At 55.9% G+C, this 20,708-nt stretch carries 18 protein-coding genes, 1 tRNA gene and 1 pseudogene; 11 read left to right on the top strand and 9 right to left on the bottom strand.

What is annotated here, in order from left to right:
- The first annotated feature begins 12 nt into the window (after positions 1-12).
- The 3 genes from RBR41_RS01275 to ychF all read left to right on the top strand — a co-directional run bounded on the left by RBR41_RS01275 (position 13) and on the right by ychF (position 2,244).
- Positions 13-354: a hypothetical protein gene (locus RBR41_RS01275; RefSeq protein WP_320350362.1), complete on the top strand. Its 342-nt coding sequence runs from the start codon at positions 13-15 to the stop codon at positions 352-354.
- Positions 355-362: 8 nt separating this feature from the next.
- Positions 363-977, top strand: coding sequence for a FlgO family outer membrane protein (locus RBR41_RS01270; protein WP_320350360.1), 615 nt, complete (start codon positions 363-365; stop codon positions 975-977).
- A 163-nt stretch (positions 978-1,140) separates the two neighbouring features.
- Positions 1,141-2,244 carry a redox-regulated ATPase YchF gene (ychF, locus tag RBR41_RS01265; protein WP_320350358.1) on the top strand — a complete coding sequence of 368 codons (1,104 nt, stop codon included), beginning with the start codon at positions 1,141-1,143 and terminating at the stop codon, positions 2,242-2,244.
- 116 nt (positions 2,245-2,360) lie between these two features.
- Here ychF and RBR41_RS01260 read toward each other — a convergent pair whose 3' ends face one another.
- The 5 genes from RBR41_RS01260 to RBR41_RS01240 all read right to left on the bottom strand — a co-directional run bounded on the left by RBR41_RS01260 (position 2,361) and on the right by RBR41_RS01240 (position 9,240).
- The gene (locus RBR41_RS01260; protein ID WP_320350356.1) at positions 2,361-4,388 is read right to left on the bottom strand and encodes a methyl-accepting chemotaxis protein; all 2,028 of its coding nucleotides are present in this window, start codon (positions 4,386-4,388) and stop codon (positions 2,361-2,363) included.
- A gap of 1,057 nt (positions 4,389-5,445) precedes the next feature.
- Complete coding sequence (locus tag RBR41_RS01255; protein ID WP_320350354.1) at positions 5,446-6,195, bottom strand: RNA methyltransferase; 750 nt, start codon at positions 6,193-6,195, stop codon at positions 5,446-5,448.
- A gap of 1 nt (position 6,196) precedes the next feature.
- A complete protein-coding gene (locus RBR41_RS01250) occupies positions 6,197-6,799 on the bottom strand; it encodes a DUF456 domain-containing protein (protein WP_320350352.1) in 603 nt (200 codons plus the stop codon).
- Between the two features lie 12 nt (positions 6,800-6,811).
- Entirely contained in the window at positions 6,812-8,110 is a 1,299-nt protein-coding gene (locus RBR41_RS01245; RefSeq protein WP_320350350.1) for a phenylacetate--CoA ligase, read from the bottom strand.
- A gap of 74 nt (positions 8,111-8,184) precedes the next feature.
- Positions 8,185-9,240: a DUF1786 domain-containing protein gene (locus tag RBR41_RS01240; RefSeq protein ID WP_320350349.1), complete on the bottom strand. Its 1,056-nt coding sequence runs from the start codon at positions 9,238-9,240 to the stop codon at positions 8,185-8,187.
- 119 nt (positions 9,241-9,359) lie between these two features.
- On the opposite strand from RBR41_RS01240, the gene RBR41_RS01235 reads away from it, so the two are divergent.
- Positions 9,360-9,444, top strand: a tRNA-Leu gene (locus RBR41_RS01235).
- Between the two features lie 629 nt (positions 9,445-10,073).
- Positions 10,074-10,403: a hypothetical protein gene (locus RBR41_RS01230; protein WP_320350348.1), complete on the top strand. Its 330-nt coding sequence runs from the start codon at positions 10,074-10,076 to the stop codon at positions 10,401-10,403.
- A gap of 130 nt (positions 10,404-10,533) precedes the next feature.
- Here the strand turns inward: RBR41_RS01230 and RBR41_RS01225 are convergent, their stop codons facing one another.
- A complete protein-coding gene (locus tag RBR41_RS01225) occupies positions 10,534-10,821 on the bottom strand; it encodes a type II toxin-antitoxin system RelE/ParE family toxin (RefSeq protein ID WP_320350346.1) in 288 nt (95 codons plus the stop codon).
- Positions 10,811-11,050 (bottom strand): CopG family ribbon-helix-helix protein, encoded by a 240-nt coding sequence (locus RBR41_RS01220; protein ID WP_320350344.1) that lies wholly within the window; start codon positions 11,048-11,050, stop codon positions 10,811-10,813. The genes RBR41_RS01225 and RBR41_RS01220 overlap by 11 nt, the downstream gene beginning before the upstream one ends.
- A 68-nt stretch (positions 11,051-11,118) precedes the next feature.
- On the opposite strand from RBR41_RS01220, the pseudogene RBR41_RS01215 reads away from it, so the two are divergent.
- Positions 11,119-11,695: pseudogene (locus RBR41_RS01215) on the top strand (AAA family ATPase); the annotation flags it as partial.
- A gap of 760 nt (positions 11,696-12,455) precedes the next feature.
- Here RBR41_RS01215 and RBR41_RS01210 read toward each other — a convergent pair.
- Together RBR41_RS01210 and RBR41_RS01205 are read right to left on the bottom strand one after the other, a co-directional pair.
- The gene (locus RBR41_RS01210; RefSeq protein ID WP_320350343.1) at positions 12,456-13,799 is read right to left on the bottom strand and encodes a sigma-54 dependent transcriptional regulator; all 1,344 of its coding nucleotides are present in this window, start codon (positions 13,797-13,799) and stop codon (positions 12,456-12,458) included.
- 3 nt (positions 13,800-13,802) lie between these two features.
- Positions 13,803-15,293: a HAMP domain-containing sensor histidine kinase gene (locus tag RBR41_RS01205; RefSeq protein WP_320350341.1), complete on the bottom strand. Its 1,491-nt coding sequence runs from the start codon at positions 15,291-15,293 to the stop codon at positions 13,803-13,805.
- 230 nt (positions 15,294-15,523) lie between these two features.
- Here RBR41_RS01205 and RBR41_RS01200 point away from each other — a divergent pair, with 230 nt between their 5' ends.
- From RBR41_RS01200 to RBR41_RS01180, 5 genes are all read left to right on the top strand, one after another.
- Positions 15,524-15,892: a universal stress protein gene (locus tag RBR41_RS01200; protein WP_320350339.1), complete on the top strand. Its 369-nt coding sequence runs from the start codon at positions 15,524-15,526 to the stop codon at positions 15,890-15,892.
- 22 nt (positions 15,893-15,914) lie between these two features.
- Positions 15,915-16,853, top strand: coding sequence for a sulfite exporter TauE/SafE family protein (locus RBR41_RS01195; RefSeq protein WP_291302479.1), 939 nt, complete (start codon positions 15,915-15,917; stop codon positions 16,851-16,853).
- 2 nt (positions 16,854-16,855) lie between these two features.
- Positions 16,856-17,614 (top strand): TIGR02186 family protein, encoded by a 759-nt coding sequence (locus RBR41_RS01190; protein ID WP_320350337.1) that lies wholly within the window; start codon positions 16,856-16,858, stop codon positions 17,612-17,614.
- A gap of 77 nt (positions 17,615-17,691) precedes the next feature.
- Positions 17,692-20,316, top strand: coding sequence for a PEP/pyruvate-binding domain-containing protein (locus tag RBR41_RS01185; protein ID WP_320350335.1), 2,625 nt, complete (start codon positions 17,692-17,694; stop codon positions 20,314-20,316).
- Positions 20,291-20,677: a response regulator gene (locus tag RBR41_RS01180; protein ID WP_320350333.1), complete on the top strand. Its 387-nt coding sequence runs from the start codon at positions 20,291-20,293 to the stop codon at positions 20,675-20,677. Before RBR41_RS01185 ends, RBR41_RS01180 begins: the two co-directional genes overlap by 26 nt.
- Positions 20,678-20,708 lie beyond the last annotated feature (31 nt).

Below are 20,708 nucleotides of genomic sequence, written 5' to 3'. Positions count from 1 at the left end.
CCGGAAGCAGCCATGCGCCTCATCCCACGCATCATTACAATCATCTTTCTCGCCCTTGCGGCGGGACCGGTTCTGACCGTAAGCCTGGACGGCCCACAGGCAACAGGTCAGAACCTTTCGGCCTATGACACAGGACAACCCCAAACGACACGCGCTGGCGGGTCGGCGGGCCAGGGGCCGAACATCAGCGCCAAATATCTGAAGCAGGCCCGGCAGTACCGGGATCAGGGCCGCTATGAACTGGCCCGTCAGTCATACACACAAGCGCTTTCCACCTGCCGATCCGCCGAGGATCTGGCGATTATTGAAAAAGAACTGGGCGGCATTGAACTTTTGCTGCGCACCATGCGTTGAGGATTATCATGAGCCGTTATATTGCCGTTATACTCCTGCTGGCGGCCCTGCTTCTGCCCCTCACGGCCGCAGCCGCAGGCAATGTGCCCTCCGCAGCCACCACCATAGCGCGCCAGTTGGATGAGCAACTGATGATGCGCTACGCTGGCTCCGACCCCGAGGTCAGCAAAAAGGAGCAGCAGGCCCTGGCGCGCGCCCATATCATTATCATGGGCACCACCCCCGCCAACCTCAATGACCTCAATGAGGCTTCACCGCTGGCCCGCCAGATGATGGAAGAGGTCACACGCTGGCTCATGAACGCGGGATACCGCTTTCAGGAACTGCGCAAGGGGAGCGACATCTATTTTGACAAAAAAAAGGGCGAGTTCATCCTTACCCGCGACGTCAAGCGTCTGGCCAGCAGGGTCGGCACCAGTCAGGCCATCATGGCGGGAACCTACGTTGTCAGTGGGGAACAGGTACGCTTCAACATCCGGCTGATCCACACCAACAGCAACGAAGTGCTGGCCATGGGGTCGGGCACGGTGCCCATCACCGACGACCTCATGCCGCTCCTGCGCGATCCTTCTCCGGGGGGCAAGGGGGGCGTTACGCCCACAGTGAATACGCGCTTGCAGTAAGTTTTCTTGCTTCCGCCACACTTTCTGTCTATAACAGGCCCGGCCCGGTACATGTGCCGGGCCTTCAAACCTGAAAACTTTTCGCTGCGCGGGTCTGCAACAGCCCGCGCGGCTTCGTTATTCCTTTCAATGCAAGAGCGCTTGCCGCGATTCAGGAGAAAGCATGGCCCTCAGTATAGGTATCGTCGGTCTGCCCAACGTGGGCAAGTCTACCCTTTTCAACGCCCTTACCAAGGCCCAGAACGCCCAGGCCGCCAACTATCCCTTCTGCACCATTGAGCCCAACAAGGCCACTGTTGCCGTGCCTGACAAGCGCTTGCAGGAACTGACAAACAAGGCCAAGCCGCAAAAAACCATCAACGCCAGCGTGGATTTTATCGACATTGCCGGTCTTGTGCGCGGCGCCAGCAAGGGTGAAGGGCTGGGCAACCAGTTTTTGGGCAACATCCGCGAATGCGCGGCCATTGTGCACGTGGTGCGCTGTTTTGAAGACGAAAATATCACGCATGTGGACGGCGGTGTAGACCCTCTGCGCGATGTGGACACCATTGAGACCGAACTGCTGCTGGCCGATCTGCAGGGCGTTGAAAAGCGCCTGGAACGTCTGCAAAAGATGGCCAAGACCAACAAGGACGCCAAGGCAGTGGCCGACATCATGCAGACCCTGCTGGCCCACCTCAATGACGGCAAGGCCGCCCGTGATTTCCCCCTGCCCGAAACCAATGAAGCCTTCATGACTTCATGGCGCGAACTGGGCCTGCTGACGGCCAAGCCCGTCATTTACTGCGCCAATGTGGACGAAGCCGCAGTGGCCGGGGGCAATGCCTTTGTGGAAACCCTCAAAACTTTTGCCGCCGAGCGCCAATCGGGCTTTGCCTGCATTTGCGCCAAACTGGAAGAAGAGCTGCAAGGCCTGTCCGACGCGGAACAGGCGGAAATGCTGTCTTCGTATGGCATTGATGAAAGCGGCCTTGTGCGCATCATTCGCACGGGCTACGAAACGCTCGGCCTGTGCAGCTACTTCACCGTAGGCCCGCAGGAAGTGCGCGCCTGGACCATACACAAGGGCTGGAAGGCCCCTCAGGCGGCCGGGGTCATACACACGGACTTTGAGCGCGGCTTTATTCGCGCCGAGGTCATTTCCTACAATGACTACATGAGCCATGACAATGAGGCGGCCTGCCGCGCCAGCGGCGTACTGCGCGTGGAAGGCAAGGAATATGTGGTCAAGGACGGGGATGTGATGCACTTCCTGTTCAATGTGTAACGCATTTTACTGTCATTCTGCCTGAAAAACGTTTTTTTCAATCGAATCCACACAACGCCAAAAGGCCCTCCCGCTGAACCGGGAGGGCCTTTTTCGTGTTCAGGTCTTTATGGGAACTACGCTTTCTTCATGTGCTCTATGAGTTCAATAAGGCTATGGGCCTGCTTGCGCAGCGCCTCCAGTTCGGTCATGGCCAACTGCATGGACTCGGCTGTGGTGGCGGCAATGTGGTTCACTTCAGCGATGGATTTGTTGATCTCTTCGCTGGTGGCCGACTGCTGCTCACTGGCCGTGGCAATGGCGCGCACTTCATCGGCTGTCTGATCCACCATCACCACGATTTCCTGCAGCGCTTCACCGGACTTGTTGGAAAAATCCGTCGCAGAGGCGATATTGCGCACAGCCATCTCCACTTCATGGATGCTCTGCGAGGCGCTCTGCTGGATGGCCTTAATGGCATTACCCACGTCAGTGGTGGAGGTCATGGTTTTTTCGGCCAGCTTGCGCACCTCGTCTGCCACGACAGCAAAGCCACGCCCTGCGTCGCCGGCTCTGGCGGCTTCAATGGCCGCGTTCAGCGCCAGCAGGTTGGTCTGGTCAGCAATGTCAGAAATGACGCCCATAATCTGGCTGATGGCCTTTGCGTGCTCATCAAGCTTCGTCATACCGTCCTTGAGCGCCATTGACTGCCGCTGCACTTCCTGAATGCCGCCTACAGCCTTGGACACGACCTCGGAACCAGTTTGAGCCTTAACTTTGGCAGAAGCGGAAACGTCCGCCGCTCCACCGGCATTTCGGGCCACCTCAAGCACTGTGGAATTCATTTCTTCCATAGCTGTGGCAGTTTCGGCCAGTCGGGACACAGCGTGATTCAACGCGCCGCCGGTATTGTCCACCTGTTCGGCAATATCGTTGATGGAGGAATTAAGTTGTTCAACCACGCCCTCAATTTGGGCGGCGGCGCTTATCATGCCATCACGCTTGGCAATTTCGGCCTGAGCCTGGGCCTGTTTGGCTTCTTCCATTGCGCGCTGCGCCTCTTCGCCCATCAAACGGGCCTGCTCGGCCTGCCTGCCTGCGTCCTGAACCAGCTTACGCAAGTTCTCTTCCATGTGCCGCAGCGCGTCGGCCAGCTGCCCCATGTCATCCTTGCTGTACACATCAAGCGTCAAATCCTGCTGCCCTTCAGCCACCCCAAGGGCGTACCGGGTGATCTTACCCACAGGCGCGCTGACCCTGAGCCCAATAATGACTGACATGGTAAGCTGCACAACCAGCAGGGCAATGCCAACCATAATGGCCTTGTTAATGGCCTCACGCTCAAGCTCATGCAGCACGTCTATGGGCATGCCCACAAACCACATGCCGATAATCTTGTCGTTCACATCCCTGACGGGCCAGTACGCGGAATTGTACTCCACGCCCAAAATATTGTTATGGGTAAAACGTGTTTCACCTTTATTCAGCACGGCCTCAACAATCTCTGGAGATTGAAGTTTTGTACCCACGGCTCGCTGACCATTGGTCATAATGGTGGTCATTACCCGTGTGTCGCCCCTGAAAATGGTGACATTGAGGCCGGACAGCTGCTTGAGCCAATCAAGATAGGCAGGCGTTACAAGGGACTTGCCGATGGAGACGGAACCCACCAGCTTGCCTTCATACAGTATGGGCTGGCTTGCCCGAATGGTAAAAGGCACTATGGTACCTTCAACCATGGCCGCAGCGGGTTGCCCCTTGAGGGCCAGCACCACGGTTTCCTGGTTGATGACGCTGTCGTTGTATTTGTCGGAATGGCCGCGGGCGATGACCTTGCCGGTTTCGTCCGTAATGGTCATGAAATCAGACTCGGCCATTTTCATGAGCTTTTGCCCGATTTCTCTGGATTGAACATGATCTTTTTCGGCAATGGCCCGGGCAAAGTCGCCATCCTCGGCAAGCAGGGCCGCGCTATGGATAAACTGGCTGCGAGTTATCTCGGTAGCCTCCGTGATGACGTTCTGCATGCGGCGTATGCCCGTGTCCAGCTCAACTTCAATCGGCACCTTCATGAAGTAGATGGAAACAAAAAGCACTACTCCACAGCAGGTGATCAGCGCAGCAAAGAGCGAACCCACATATTTGTGCGTGAGCGTTATGCGCATGCTCCCTCCTTAAAACAAAAAGTTACAGTCCCAACATATACTACCAGTAGTAAATCTACTCAAAAAAGGTAGGTTACTGCCGCATATATATGGCAAACGACACAAAGGCCCCCGCCTTATGATCGTTCGTGTGTCTTCCGATACCCTGTCGCCAGTCACCTGATGCCGACTAAAGCAGACAGAACTTGTGCTCTATAGTATTCTTCGGTGTAAACTTAAAAATAAATAGACTTGAATGCAAACCAAGTTTTCACAATTTTGAAACGTTCAAGGTATTCAATTCGCATTAACATAACAATTTCAGTATATTAAAATAAAAAACAACTTAAGAAATATATTATTTCAAGATATTTCGCCAAATCAGTAATGACAAACAATTACACATAGATGATTTGTTCCTGTCTGGTTGGTATTTTGAATATTATTGGAAAAACGGCATGTTGCGATGATGGGTCGTAGCTCGACAGCCGGACGCATGTCCTATGAAAACACAATATTAATAACTTTAATAATATAATTAAGTTAAACAATTTCGCAATTCACTTGGCGTCAGGGCACAGTGCCAATTGTGAATAATTTCTTAATTATCAAAGATGGCTGCTTGAGCATCAAGCAATGTGGGTACGGATGGCACTGCTGATCAGGGTAGAATTGCAGCAGCGATTATGCTGCAACAGGCCGCCACGCAGCCCTGTTGGGGGAACCTCTCCCAAACTGGAGCATGGTTACGTTGAACTACTCACATGCACCAGGGCTGCACAAGAGTGCAACGCGCCGCAACATGGCGTTGATTCTGAAAAAATCGCACGGGTAGGCAGAATGACGAATTTGAAATGTGCAGCATTTCAGGCTGCTCTGGTCCAGGTCTGCAGGGGTTTCATGATGTGCAGGACAAGGCCCTACACGGGCCACCTTGCGCTGGCCGCTTTGCACAGGCAGCGATACGTTGGCCGCTTCGCCGGGCTACTTCGCACAGGCTGCTTTGCCGGGCTACTTCGCACAGGACGCTTGCCGGGCCATTTCGCCGGGCTACTTCGCACAGGCCGCTTGCCGTAACTCAGCCCAATTTGTGGCGAACCTGCCTGCAAAGTCCCATCAGGGCGTCATACTCATGCCTGCGCAGCCCGGCCCTGGTGAAAAGGCGTCGCCAGGGCATAAGAAAGTAGTCCGGGTTATCACCGTGCAGATAGTCGAGTCGCAGCAGCATATCCTTCACGGATTCCATCAGGCGTTCCTGTTCCGCCGCTGTGACCAGTTTGCCCCCTCCACTCTCGCCCGGCGCACGTCCGCCTTCTTTCTTTTGGCAATTACGTACGGCATTGGCGCATTCATACAAAAGCAGCAAAACGGCCTGAGCCAGATTGAGCGAGCTTGCAGCCGGGTCGGTAGGTATGGTTGTCAGTTTATGACAATGGGTAATTTCTTCATTATTAAGCCCCCTGTCTTCAGGGCCAAAAACCAGAGCAACCCGTTCGCCCCGCGCCAGCACCTCGGCCACCGCTGCCGCAGCCTGCGTGGGAGCAAGCAATGACTGCCGCCAGCCGCCCACACGGGCGGTCGTGCCAACCACCAGGGCTGTGGGCGCCACAGCTTCTGACAAATCTGGGCTGACTGTCACGCCGTCCAGCAAATCCTGCCCCTTGGGCGTGGCCAGCGGACGCGCTTTTTCCCTGTCCCAATGCTCCGGGTCGACCAGACGCAGAGAGGAACAGCCCATATTCACGCAAGCCCTTGCGGCCATACCAATATTTTCGGGAAAACGGGTCTTGACCAGAACGACATCAAGACCATCAAGCAAAGAAGCCATGTCAGCACAATCCTTTGACCAGAGCCATAACCAGTTGAAGCGGTTCGTCAGGCGTCAGGCCACCCCCTACCGGGGGCTTCGGCCAGATGCGGCTGGCAGCCAATGCCAGCATGGCTCCGCCAATACCGCATTTGCAGACCGTTCCCAAAAAGCGCCCCACCATAGCCCCAAACGCGGCATCCAGTGATTCCCGAAGCGGGCGGCCCTTGGCCATCTCCATCACAAAACAGCCTGTCCACGCGCCAGCCACTGCACCGATAAGCGCCCCCAGGCCGAAAAAAAGCGGCGCCAGCAAAATGGCTCCGGCAATGGCCCCAATCATGCCCGCAAAAGTCCCCGATGAACTTGACCCGTAGCGTTTGGCCTTGATGATCTGCATGCCCAGTTCCAGCGCCTCGCCCACAAGAGCCAGGCCCACCATCATGACCCAGAACCAGACCGTCATGGACTCCGAAGCTGGATGCGCCATCTTCCAAAGCGCCACCAGCCCCAGCATCACCCAGTTGGCGGGCAGGCCGAAAACATTGAGCACGAGCACAAAGCACAGCAGTGTGATAAACGCGCCCGCCAACAGGCTCGCCAAGGGAAAGGGCAGAAAGTCCATACAGATCTCGACCTATTTTTTGGAGCGCAAATCCTGCAAGCGCACAGCCTTGCCCTCGGTGCGCGGCAGGCTGTTGCTCTGCACGATTTCTACCCTGGGGGTGATAAGAATTTCATCACGCAAACGCTGGGCAATGTTTTTCTGCAGGTTTTGCAGCACACGCATGTCTTCAACAAAGAACTCGTCACGTACTTCAATCTGCACGCGCATGACATCGCCAATGCCGTCATTCTCAAGCAGGATGAGGTAGCTCTGCCCCACTTCGGGGAAGGTCATGATAACCTGTTCCACCTGCATGGGATAGATGTTTACTCCCTTGATGATAAACATGTCGTCCGAACGGCCAAGGATGCGATCCATACGACGGTGCTTACGGCCACAGCCGCATTCGCCCGGTATGAAACGTGTGAGATCACGGGTGCGGTACCGCAAAATCGGCATGCCCTGGCGGCAAAGGCAGGTCATGACCAGTTCGCCCACTTCGCCATCAGGCATGGGCTGTCCGGTTTCGGGGTCGACAATTTCCGGAATATAGGCGTCTTCCCAAAGATGCATACCGCTCTGCTCAAGGCATTCAAAGGCCACTCCGGGGCCGTTCATTTCTGAAAGCCCGTAGGAATTGTATGCCTTCATCTCGAAAAGGGCTTCGATGCGGCGGCGGAATTCCTCGGTATACGGCTCAGCGCCCACAAGGGCAATGCGCAGGGGAAATTCGCGCGGGTCTTCACCCATATTGCGCAGATGCTCGCCAAGAATGAGCGCGTAGGACGGCAGGATGTGGGCCACCGTGGTGCGGAAATCCTTGGCCAGCTTGATCTGACGGCGGGAGTTGCCCGCGCCTGCGGGGATGGTCAGACAGCCCAGTCGTTCAGCGCCAAAGTGGATGCCAAGGCCGCCCGTGAACAGACCGTACCCGGACATGTTTTGGAACACGTCTTCGCGACGCACGCCGACCATGTGCATGCACCTGGCCATAAGGTCAGCCCAGGAATTGATGTCGTTCTGCGTATGGCAAATGGCCACTGGCGACCCTGTGGTTCCACTGGAACAATGCATGCGAACGATTTCCGCCTGGGGCACGCAGAGCATACCCGTGGGATACTGCGCGCGCAGATCTTCCTTGGTGGTGAAGGGGATGCGACGCAAATCATCCAGGCTGCGCAATGAATCCGGCCCGATCCCGGCTTCGTCCAGCCGCTGTCGGTAGAATTCGCACTTGCGGGCCTGCCCTACCGTGTTTTTCAGCCTGACAAGCTGCGTTTCCTCAATGCGTTCCCGGCTCCACAATTCTGCAGGATCAAAAACTTCCATGCCTTCCCTCACCTTAACAAGCAGTAACATCGCCACATTGGGGGATCTCCAGCTATAACCCGGAGGCCTCAGAATCAGTTGGTATGCAGTCGCGCCCAGCCCCAGATGAGCCCCAGGCTGCCAGCCAGCATCATGTCGCCATGCGGTGCCAAAAAGCGCCCATGGCCCTGCAACATGGCCCGTTTGGGGCCAGTAATATAGGTGGGGGCGTAACCCCCGGCCTCTTCGCAATAAGGCCCGAAAGCGGTTCCGTGGCCACCGGTGGATTGCACCTCTTCGGCAGGCAACCAGTGTTTACGGAATTGTTCCAGATCGTGCAACAACTGCTCCAGATCACGCATGCCCGTGTGGTGTTCGTAGATGCCGCGCACCTGCCCCCTGTAAACAAGGGCCGCCACAGTGTGTCCGTTACCCACGTTTATCACGGTTATTCCCTCACGGAAACTGCGATCCATGACCTCGCTGTCACACAGCGCTCCAAGAAGTGCGCTGGTGCCTGTATCGGCTACAGCCCCGCCCGTTTTTTCGTGCAGCGGCGCCAGGCGTGTCAGGGCCGGAGGCGGTACGGAATATATCCATTCGGCCGGATCAGCGGAGGACGCCAAAAGCTGGCTCCACATGCGCATCCTGGCCTGACGGTTGCCCCCCACGTGATAGCCGTGATCCTGGGCTGCGGCCAGAACCATGTGGGGCTGCGGCAGACCGGCCATACGCAGCAGGCCAGCCCAAAAATCCGGCGCATAGTCTGTAAGAAAAATGGGCACGCTGCCTTCAGGGCAGTTGGCAAAAAATTCAACCCCCATCGCGCGCACCACGTCTTCACTGTCGTGAATTCCACGCGATGCGGCGGGAGTTGACCCGACCTTAAAGCCTGCGGCCAGGTGCTCCTTGAGGGCCTGACTGAAACCGCCACCCATATTTCCACCATAAAGCCAGATGTCGCGGCGTAGCAACGTCAGTTCACGTATACGCTGCGCCACCATGCGGGCAGGGGTGGGAAGCACGAAACGCGGCCAGTTTTCACATTCAAGCCCTGGACGGGCCAAAAGGACATCCTGCGTACCGCTGCCTATATCAAGGCACAGGACAGGCCCTGTACGCTTCAAAAACTTGTGTACAAATTCGTCCATTAGTTGTCTCCAGTAAGGGCCAGAAGTTACCCGCAACACCCGGCAAGCGCAAGTCCCGGAAATTTTATTTAAAAAAACACTTGCCAAGAGCAGGCCAATGCGATAGTTCATTGCTTCGCGCCGAGGTGGTGGAACTGGTAGACACGCTATCTTGAGGGGGTAGTGAGGATTCTCGTGCGGGTTCGAGTCCCGCCCTCGGCACCATGAAAACATTAAGGATTACAGCTAGCTAGTTGTAATCCTTTTTTGTTTTCCCATAGCTTGAAATGCGCCTTTCCGGCCTTTTGACTCCCCAAATACGTCCCCTCCCCAAAAGGGTCACAAACGGGGTCACAAGCGAGTCGATTTATGGCGCAGATTGCTTCCCCTAACGCTACCTGCCAAGGGAAAACTCCCACCTTCCTTTACCTTAAAACAGGGAATCTTTTACTATCGCTACAGATTCCCAGAACCATTGCGGCAACGCATGTATCATTCTGAAATTCGTATCAGCCTGCGAGTGGAGGACGGTGCGCTTCTGCACGAGAGACTGAAGTTTCCTCAGCTTTGTCATGCCCAACTTGGCCTGCAACTGCCTGCATATGCTGACGCGGCGAGCATGGAAGCCTGGCTGCTCTGTCTTTCCATGAAGGAGGTAAAGACATTCGGCCCTTATGGCTTCAGTCAGGCCATGATGGACACGGTTCTTGACCATGCGACACAGCTTTGGGGACCTCACGGTCTACCGTGCCGGGAACTTGTCCCTTTCGCAGGTGGACTGCGCTCAAGGTTTTTATCCGCTCTGTTCTTACTGCGACAATGACGATTGCCCCAAGTTTCCGCAGGGCGTGCAAATGCCACAATGGGAACCTGCTCTGGACAAGCTGACCTTTCTCAAAAGCCAGCGCTCAGTTTTGGATGTGGAAATCAAAGAAATAGAAGCCGTGCTCAAACTGGTGCATCGGCAAGCTGGCACACGGGACTGGGTGAACGCCGGGAACTACCGCTTCCGTAGGTCGGTGGCTGCAGGCCGAACCACGTTGGATAAGGAAGCCTTGCAAGAAGAGTTGACGGAAATATTCCACTTTGAAGGCTTTGCAGACATTGATGTGGACGCTTTGTTGGCCAGGTGTGAACGCATGGCTGTGCCTTTAGAACGCTTGTTTGTTTCGCCAATTAAATGAACCCAAAGCGGAATTGCATTGAGACGTTATTTGACATGCCTTGTGTCTGACCAAACAGATACGGAGGAATTGTCGGCGCTTTTGGGACAACTTGCAGTGTGTGCCTTCTGTGGCGATTGCAGTTGACTGTTCAGGATGGGTAGCGTCGTGCGGTGTGCAGGACACGAAGGATCTGCACTTCGGATTTAACAACACGGTATGCAATAAAATACGAAAAACCAGTCAGTACAAGCTCACGAGTACCTGCGACCCTGCCAGCCCTTCCCCGCGAAGAAAGCACGGCAAGACTTTGTCCAGCATTCCATATGCATTGGGCAACTTCCTTTGCGGCATCCAAGTGCCTTTCAGCCAGATAGGCCGCAATGTCATGCAAATCCTCAAGGGCCAGAGTGAGCCAGCGCACCGCCCTACTTTGCATGAACGCCCCAATGAGCAAAGGCTTCCGTCACTTGATGGTCTGAAGCAAATTTCCCCTCATCTGCCTGGCGAACACCCTCCTGAATAGCCTCTACCTGCCAAGATTGCTCAGCAACATACTGCCTCACCGCTTCCGCTACCAGCCAAGAGCGAGAGCGTGAAGTAGCTGCGGCAAGCTTTTCAAGTCGCGCCTGCGTATCCGTATCCAATCTAGCTGTAACTGTGGACATGGGAGCCTCCTATGTCTTTATTGTGTACATTCAAATTAAACGTGTCAAGCAGACACATTGAGGAAAAGATGCACGCAACACCAACCTCTGAACTCGACACCCTCCAGTCCGCCGATCTTGACGCCGAACGGGTTTTTAGCGGCAAGCCCTCGGGCACCACGGTAAGGGGTTACGCCATTTCATCGGCTTATACTCCAGCTATTGATCCTGGCTATATATTCCACGAGTCCAGCCGTGATATCGTAGTTTGGTTTGTCAAAGGAACTGCTCTATGTCTTTGGTACTACGGGCTGCGGCAAGACCAGTTGCATCAAGCAGCTGGCAACCAGGCTCAACTATCCCGTGTTTGAGGTGACAGGGCACGGAAGGCTGGAATTTGCCGATCTGGTGGGCCATCTGACGATCAAGGACGGCAATATGGCCTTTGAGCACGGCCCGCTTGCGCTGGCCATGCGGTATGGGGCGATACTTTTGCTCAACGAAATTGACCTGACCTCACCCGAGATCGCCGCTGGTCTGAACAGCGTATTGGACGGATCCCCACTGTACATAGCGGAAAATGGGGGTGAGATCATCCCGCCGCACCCCATGTTCCGTTTTGTGGCCACTAAAAACACCAACGACGGTGGTGACGATACGGGCCTTTAACTATCTCGATCGGCACGGGGTGCGCTTCATGTCCGGCGAGGCCATACGCGCCGAAGCGGACGTCTTGGAAGCATTGAAAAGGGATATTTTCAATGCGAAAATGCTATAAGTAAGAGCCTCCCGTTTTTTGCCAACCTGCTGATGCACGTATTGTGGGGTCTTCCAGCCAAGCGCCGAGTGCTGGTATGTGGCTTGGATTCAGCCGAAAAATCGCGTTCTTCGGCTGAATGACAACTTTGAAATGTGAAGCATTTCAAAGTTAACCTATTCCAAAATCAAAACCACCCGCATATCAATAGCAGGTGGTTTTGATTTTGAACAATATGCCTCTGACAGAATGCTCCCATAACGTTGAAGCGGTCAACAGCACCAGAATGTCTTAATCCTTGGCAACGATTTACCTATCTCATGATGGCAATTTTAGCGCTGAGGTTCCTCGTTGCGGTCATCGCTATTTTCGCCGTCATGGGATGATCCGGAGTCATGTTGAGGGCCAGTCTCTACGCCCTGAGAGGCTCCAGAACCGGAAGTTCCATTCGATTCGTCCTGACTGGCCGGAGCGCTACCATGCGCGGAAGCTCCGGTATCGGATTCTCTTTCGCCTTCCGTCTGTCCATCATGGCTTGTAGGCTGCACTTCTGTGTTTGAAGACACTTCAGTCTGGGCAAGATAATCACCATTATGCCTACGGCCCCATAAATTCGGGCTGCATGCGCGGGCTGCACGTTGCTATGACCGCTGCGGGGTTTACCGTTCCCTACTCCACTCCATATTCCTTGAGCTTGCGCCACAGCGTGGTGCGGGGCATGCCCAGCACCTCTGCCGCAAGTTTTTTATTATAGCCGGTCTTTTCCAGTATCTTGATTACATAACGGCGTTCCATCTCTGCGAGAGTGGGCAGGCCATCCCCTTCAAGTGTATCAAACTCCAGCCGCCGGATATCTTCAGGCAGGTCTGCTGAAGTGATGGTTTCGCTGTCGGTAAGGGCCACGGCCCGCTCGATGATGTTTTCCAGCTCGCGCACGTTGCCGGGAAAGCTGTACCCCATAAGTGCAGCCAGGGCCTGATCGTCCAGATCATAAACCTGTTTGCGAAAGGCCAATCGGTATTTCTCGATAAAATGCCGCACCAAGAGCGGAATATCCTCACGCCGATCCGCCAACCGGGGCAAGGTGGTGCTGACCACGTTGAGCCGAAAGAACAGATCCTCGCGGAAAGTCCCTTTTTCCACTTCTGTCTTGAGATCTCGGTTTGTGGCCGCAATAACCCGGATATCCAGGTCAATGGGGCGCGTGCCGCCGACCCGCAGGATGCGTCGTTCCTGAAGCACATGCAGCAGACGCACCTGCATGGAAAGCGGCATTTCTCCCACCTCGTCCAGAAATACCGTACCGCCCGAAGCGGCCTCCAGCAAGCCGACCCTGCTTGTTGCGGCCCCGGTGAACGCGCCTTTTTCATAGCCGAAAAGCTCACTGCTGATGAGCTCTTCCGTAAAGCCGCCGCAGTTGAAGGTAACAAAGGGCTGGTTGCGGCGCGGGCTCAGATGGTGCAGGGCAAGGGCCACAAGGGCCTTGCCTGTGCCGCTGTCGCCCTGAATGAGCACATTGCAATCCACAGGCGCAACCTTGCGAATAAGCGAAAAAAGCTCCTGAATGGCCGGGCTGTTGCCCACTATGGACGACAGGCCGGAGGAGCCCAGCAAAGCCTCGCGCAGGCGGGTATTTTCCATACGCATGGCTATTTTTTCCTGCGCATGGCGGGCGAGAGTGCGTATTTCGGTAAAGTTCACCGGCTTGGTAAGGTAGTGAAAGGCGCCGTCGCGCATGGCCTCAATGGCGGTGGAAATAGTACCGTGCCCGGTAACAATGATGACCTCGGTTTCGGGCCTCAACCCCTTGATTTTGGGCAGCAGCTCAAGACCGTTCATATCCGGCAGCAACATGTCTGAAAAAACCACGTCGAAGGGCTGCTCGATCATTGCTTCCAGAAAGGAACGGGCGCTCACAAAGGCCTCGACCGCATATCCTTCCTTGGCGAGAGCCTGACTCAGGCGTTTGCAGACAACGGGCTCGTCGTCAACAATGGCGACACGCAGAGGCATTTGTCACTCCTTTTCATCCGGCTGAGATACGCTGTCCACACGCGGCAGCAAAACCGTAAACACGGCCCCCTGCCCTTCTTTGCTCCGCACGCTGATCTGCCCCTCGTAGCGGTGCACCAGGGCGTAGGTTACGGCAAGGCCAAGGCCGGTACCCTTGCCGACCTCCTTGGTGGAAAAAAAAGGCTCAAAAATGTGCTCTTGAATGGATTCCGGTATGCCGGGGCCGGTATCGCTGACATCAAAGGCCACCATGTCCGCATCCGCCTCGCGCGCGCTGATGCCTACGGTTCCGCCCTTGGGCGTGGCCTGAATGGCGTTGAGCAGCAGGTTCATGAACACCTGCTGCAGACTGCGCAGATCGCCGCACACATCGGGCAACCGTTCCGGCACCTCCACATGCAGCGTTACCCCTGCCAGCATCACCTGATTTTTCAGCAGGTTCAGTGTCGAACCCACAACCTTTGCCGGACACAGCCCCTCTGAGGCTGGGTGTCCGGTGCGGGAAAAATCAAGCAGATTACGCACGATATCCGATGCGCGTTCCGCCTGCTGCATGATGTCGTCGATCATTTCCTGACCGTCGGCATCGATGGCTTCCCTGTAGTCTTCGCGCAGGCCTTCGGCGCTCAGCAGCACGTTGTTGATGGGATTGTTCAGCTCGTGCGCGATGCCTGCCGTGAAGGTGCCGAGGGCGGCCATTTTGCGGGCTTGCAAAAGATGCTCCTGATTCACGGCCAGTTCGTGCGACATTCTGTTGAATGCCCGGATAAAGTCGGCAATTTCGCTGAGTTGCTCTGCGCCGGTAGCGATGGGGCTGAAATCGCCGCGCCCGACCCTGGCCGTACCCGCCGCCACCATGCCCAACGGACGCAATACCCCCTGCGAGATCAGCTTGATGACCAGGGCCATGAGCAACAGAAACACCGACAAAAAGGCCACCGGCATGATGTGGGTCTGCTTGAGGGCCTTGTGTGCGCGTTCGCGCTTCTGCCTGCGGATATCATCCGCGCCCTCGGTGAGGGATTTACCCAGATTGCGCAACGCCTCCTGCCCCGTGGTGCCGCCTTTTGCAAGTGCGCGCATGGCCTGACCGTAACGGGAGAGCAAAGCCATGAAGTTTTTTTGCTGCGCATCACCGACCAGCACGGCCATATCCCCGGCCAGCTCCCCGGCAAGGGCGTCTATGCGCTCAAGGTACACAATGCCCTCGCTCAGACTTTTGGCATCGCTGTAGAAGAAGTAATTTTTTTCATACCTGCGCACTTCAAGAATGTCGTTCAGCAGGTCGTCATATTTTTCACCAAGCAGCAGCCGCTGGCTCACCGTGGACAGACTCCAGTAGTTCAGGCCCGCCAAAACGCCTATGGACAGAAAGGTAACGGCAAAAAGGATAAACATTTTGCCCTTGATGGAGTGAAAAAAATCCCCGGAATACGCGAACATGCGCTCAAGACCCCGCATGTCCGCGCTGTCTTTTATATCCATGCTTCCCATTGCCGCCTCCCTGCCAGATATCAGCACATGATCTCCACCGCCTGCACGCAACTGGCGTATCAGTTCATTTTGAAACATTTTTCACTAGCAATTTTTTACATGCTTTTCAAAATGAACACAACACATCAGGGATGTTAACTCCACACCTTTCCAATATCCTGAAATAACAAAATATTATTTATAATAACACTTGGCATCACATTTGCCTATGCCGCCCCATGAGGTCGCGCATGGAACGCATATTGGTGACCATTGATCAACAGCACCCCCAACAGGAAGCCCTGACGCATGGATGTTCGCTGGCAAAGCGCATTCAGGCCAGGCTATATGTTCTTTTTGTGCAAACCGGGGCGTTCCAGAATGCACATCCCGCGCGTCAGAGACTTGAGCTGCTTGTAGGATACGCAAAGGCTGATGGAATCAATATCGAATACTTTGTTGCAGAAGGAGGCTACGAGGAATCCATTGTTTCATTTGTTCAAAATCATGGAATAACCCTGCTCATTCACGAACAGGAGCATGCCGGAATATCTGCAATGCAGTCTGTCCGACACCGGGTTTCATGCAGGGTTGAAATAGTAACTCCACAAAAACGTTGACGCAACACAGCGAGGCTGACGTATGAACATACCGCTGTATATGTATCTGCCCATTGCAGGCAACAGCGTGAACATGGCCGCGATTCTGGGCCTGGGCGGCACGGTTGGGCTGCTCTCGGGCATTTTTGGCGTGGGCGGCGGTTTTTTTATGACGCCGCTGCTCATCATGCTGGGCATCCCCCCAACGGTTGCCGCCGCCTCGGATTCCAATCAGATTATCGGCGCTTCCACCTCCGGCACACTGGCGCATTTTCGTCTGGGCAATGTGGATTTCAAAATGGGATTCCTGCTGCTGGCGGGCGGCGTGGCAGGAGGCTGCGTGGGGGTGCGCGTCATCAAGTTGCTGCGCGCGCTCGGCAATGCCGACTTTCTCATCAACGTCACCTACGTGCTTATGCTTGGCCTTGTGGGCGGCTACATGTTTTATGAAAGCCTGCAATCCATGCGTTCGTCCGGCACGCCAACAAGCGCCCCTAAAAAAGCACATCCGGAATCCTCTTACAGGCGCGGTTTGAGTTCCATGCCCTGGCAGATGGATTTTGCGCGATCGGGAGTGCGTCTTTCCCTGCTCATGCCCCTGGGGCTTGGAACGCTGGTAGGCATACTTGCCGCCATAATGGGCGTGGGCGGTGGTTTTATCATGGTGCCCGTCATGGTGTACCTGCTGCGCATGCCCATGCATGTCGTGGTCGGCACGAGTCTGTTCCAGATTCTGTTCACGTGCGTCAACGTCACCATCATGCAGTCCATCGAAAATCATACGGTTGATTTCATTCTGGCCCTTTTGCTGCTCATCGGCTCATCCATCGGCGCACAGCTTGGCACGCGCATCGGCAAAAAACTTCAGGCCGATCAACTCAAAATTCTGCTGGCAACGCTTGTTCTGGTGGTTATGGGCAAGATTCTTTACGACCTGTTGGCCCGGCCGGATGTACTGCTGGCGTATGCAGGGGGGCATTAACCATGAGCGGCCTGAAACTTTCGCACTATATGACAGTTGCCGCGCTGACCATGGCCTTGTGCTGTGCAAGCTTTCCGGCGCATGCCGACGAAGCCGTGGCGCTTGCGGTCAAGCCGTCCGACATTGATATTTCCGCCTCGTACAGGGGAACTGTGCTGCATGTGGAAGGGCTGGCTCCACAGGGCAGCGCCATTGTGGCACGGTTTGTCGGCACCAGCACCGATCTTGCTCTGCGTCAGAAGGGCAAGGTTTTCGGCCTGCTGTGGATGAACCTTGGCACTGTACATCTGCACAATGTGCCTTCGGTCTTTCTGGTGGAGGCGTCACGACCGCTTGCGGATATGGGCGGCGCGGTGCTGGGGCTCGAAGCTGTGCGCAAGGCGGTAACAGTAGAAGAAGACAAATCCGACAGCCTTGATATCCCCGCCGAACTTATAAAGCTGAAGCAACAGGACGGTCTGTACCGGGAAGAAACACGCGGCATTACCGTGGCTGACAACGGCAGTTTCCGCGCAGACATAGCCATTCCTTCGCGGATGTCTCCGGGAGAGTACAGGGTCGAGATATTTGCCCTGCACAACGGCAGCATTTCTGGCAGCGCTTCGGCCCCGGTAACAGTCAGACTTGTGGGCATGCCCGCCTGGATAGACCACATGGCCAGGGACAACAGCCTGCTCTATGGCATATTGTCCACCCTGGTAGCCATTTTTGGCGGTCTGGCAATCGGTATGATATTCCAGAGCAAGGGCGGAGCGCACTGACGCATCCTCAGCGAACGTGCTCCAACGCGCGAACGGGCAACGGGGGGAGCAGCAACGCTCCCCCGGCGGAGGCAATTGTGGGAATTCTGGCGCGCATGGCCAGCATGCTGACAGGCTGGCGCAACGAGCAAGGCGTGACCTTTGCCCTGCTGTTCAAAAAGTTCAAGAACATTCTTGAGCGCAATAACCGCATTCTTGAGCTTATGGCCGACATGGGCGACAAGCTTGGCGGCGAGTATATCTTTGACAGCAAATATATTGAAGACGCGACCTCTCAGCTCGACGACCAGGTTTTCAAGCTCATCTCTGACATGAGCGTACTCACGCAGAATAAAAATACGGCTCTGTTTCTGGCTTTTGAGCGCATTCAGCACCGTTTGCAGGAGGAACTCGCCGGTCGCCGCCATACAAAAGACGGCCCCATGGTACTGCCTTTTCAGGATATTGGCATAGAGGCCGAGGATGAAGTGGGCGGCAAGATTTCGCAGCTTGGCGACCTTTCAAACCGTCTGCACCTGCAGACGCCCAACGGCTTTGCTATCACCACCACGGCCTTTTTTACCTTCATGTCGCGCAACGGCCTGCTGGAACTGGCCCAAAATAGTATTGAGGAATGGGACGGCACAGATCAGAGCCTGCACGAACTGGCCGACCTCATGCAGACGCGCATCATGGATTCTCCCCTTCCCTGGCGGCTTGTAGCGCGGATAGACGCCATGGTGAACGCGCTGAGCGTGCGCCGCCCCCAGTCTCCCCTGCGCCTTGCCCTGCGCAGCAGCGCCTGGGGCGAAGATGGCGATTCCAGTTTTGCCGGGCAGTACGCCACAGAGCTGAATGTTCCGCCAGATCGGGTGGTTGAAGCATATAAAACCGTTATCGCCAGTACCTACTCCATGGAAGCATGGCGCTACCGCCTTGACCGGGGGTACCACGAGAACGAAGTGGCCATGGCTGTTGGCTGTCAGGTTATGGCGGAAAGCCGCGTCAGCGGCGTGCTTTTTACCTGCACGCAACAGTCCGGCACGGGGTGCGAGTCCATGGTGGTCAGCTCCGCCTGGGGCGGAGGCGCTGCCGTTGTTTCCGGCGAAACCGCCACTGACACCATATTTTTAAGCCGCACTCCCCCCTATCCGCCGCTGACGCGCGCCGTGGCCCGCAAAACGCGCAGGCTTGCGCCCGCCCCCAGAGGCGACCTTATGTGGGAGGATGTTCCAGAACAGTTACAAACCATTCCCTGCCTTACCGACGAGCAACTGGAACAGCTTGCCCGGGTGGGCATGTCGCTTGAGCGTTATTACAAACGCCCGCAAGATGTGGAGTGGACATTCGACGCCCAGGGCGAACTATACATCTTGCAGTCGCGCCCATTATGGTCTGGCGGCGATGCGGGGCTGTCCGTGCCGGTTCAGGACGCCACCAGCAAGGCGGAAGTTATTTTTGCCGGCAAGGGGCTTGTGGCGCAGCGCGGCGTTGCGGTGGGCAAGGTTGTGCTGGTTGACCACAATACGGATCTCGACCAGTTCCCTGAGGGCGGCATTCTTGTTTCCAAGTTCACTTCACCCCGCTACGCACGGGTAATGCGCCGCGCCTGCGGCATCATCACCGATGTGGGTTCGCCCACCGGCCACATGGCAACCATTGCCCGCGAGCAGCGCGTTCCCGCCGTGGTCAATACGGAAGACGCCACCAGTCTGCTGCGCAACGGTGATGAAATCACCCTTGATGCAACGCAGAACGTGGTTTACCGGGGGCGCGTCGCTGAGTTGGACAGGTTTGAGCGCGCAGAGCCGGACATGTTTGAGGAATCCTATGAATATCGGCTGCTGCGCAGGCTGCTCAAGCACATAGCGCCACTCAACCTTGTGGACCCGCATTCGGACGATTTCAAGCCACAGGCGTGCAAAACCTACCACGACATCGCCCGCTATATTCACGAAAAAGCCGTTGAGGCGCTGGTGGCGCTCAGCCAGCGGCACGACGCCCTGCACCAAGCCCCGGCCCGTCGGCTGGTAGACGGCCCACCCTTGGGCCTCACCATCATAGATGCCGGCGGCGGCACCAGTTGCGCGCCCGAAGCGACAGCCCTGAACATGCAAGAAATTACCTCAGTCCCCCTGCTGACCTTTCTGCAGGGAATGACAACCTCTGGCATGTGGGACACAGCTCCCGTGCCGGTAGACCTTGGCAGCTTTATGTCCAGCTTTACCCGCACCTTCACGGCCTCCATGGCCGGGCCGGACTCCGTAGGCCGCAATCTAGCCGTGGCGCTGCGCGACTACATGAACGTCAACATGCGCCTTGGCTACCATTACAATACCATCGACGCCTATGTTTCCGAGCAGATTAACGACAACTACATCTACTTTCGCTTTCTCGGCGGCGTTACGGAGTTGGTGCGGCGCTCGCGGCGGGCCCGGTTTGTGGCGGACGTGCTGGACAGGTTTGACTTTCGTGTAGAAGTGCACGGCGACCTGGTAGTGGGCAGAATAAAAAAACTCTCCGTACCGCGCATGCGGGTGCGTCTGCACATGCTTGGCGGCCTTGTGGGCTACGCCCGCCAGCTTGATGCACGCATGAACAGCGACGAACTGATTGCCGAGCACGTGCAGGCCTTTATGGAGGCCATCACACCCACACTTCCGGCAAGACACACCGGGCATACAGGAGGGGAGCACAATGACGCTGCGCATTTTGGTGCTTGATGACGAACCCATTGTCTGCAAGCGGCTTAAGCCGGCATTTCAGAAATCCGGCTATTATGTGGAAACGTTCACCGACAGTGCCGCGGCTCTGGACCGCATGACGCAAACGACTTTTGATGTGATTATTACAGACCTCAAGATGGAAGGAGCCGATGGCTTTCAGGTTCTGGAGCGTGCGCGGGAATTGTTGCCGCAGGCGCGCATTGTGGTCATTACCGGCTTTGCAACGCTGGATAGCGCCAAGGAGTCGTTCCGCAAGGGGGCTTTTGATTTTGTGGCAAAACCGTTTAAACTGGGCGGCATTATTGAATGCGTGCGGCGTCTTGAAGAAGACATAAAACAAACTTCCACGAACCGCTGAACCCGGCATGGTTGCCTCCGAAGAGCCTACA

Origin of the sequence: Desulfovibrio sp., assembly GCF_034006445.1 — a bacterium.
Taxonomy (GTDB): Bacteria; Desulfobacterota; Desulfovibrionia; order Desulfovibrionales; family Desulfovibrionaceae; genus Desulfovibrio.
Note: the sequence above shows the minus strand (reverse complement) of the source record. Positions and strands in the feature narration are given on the sequence as shown.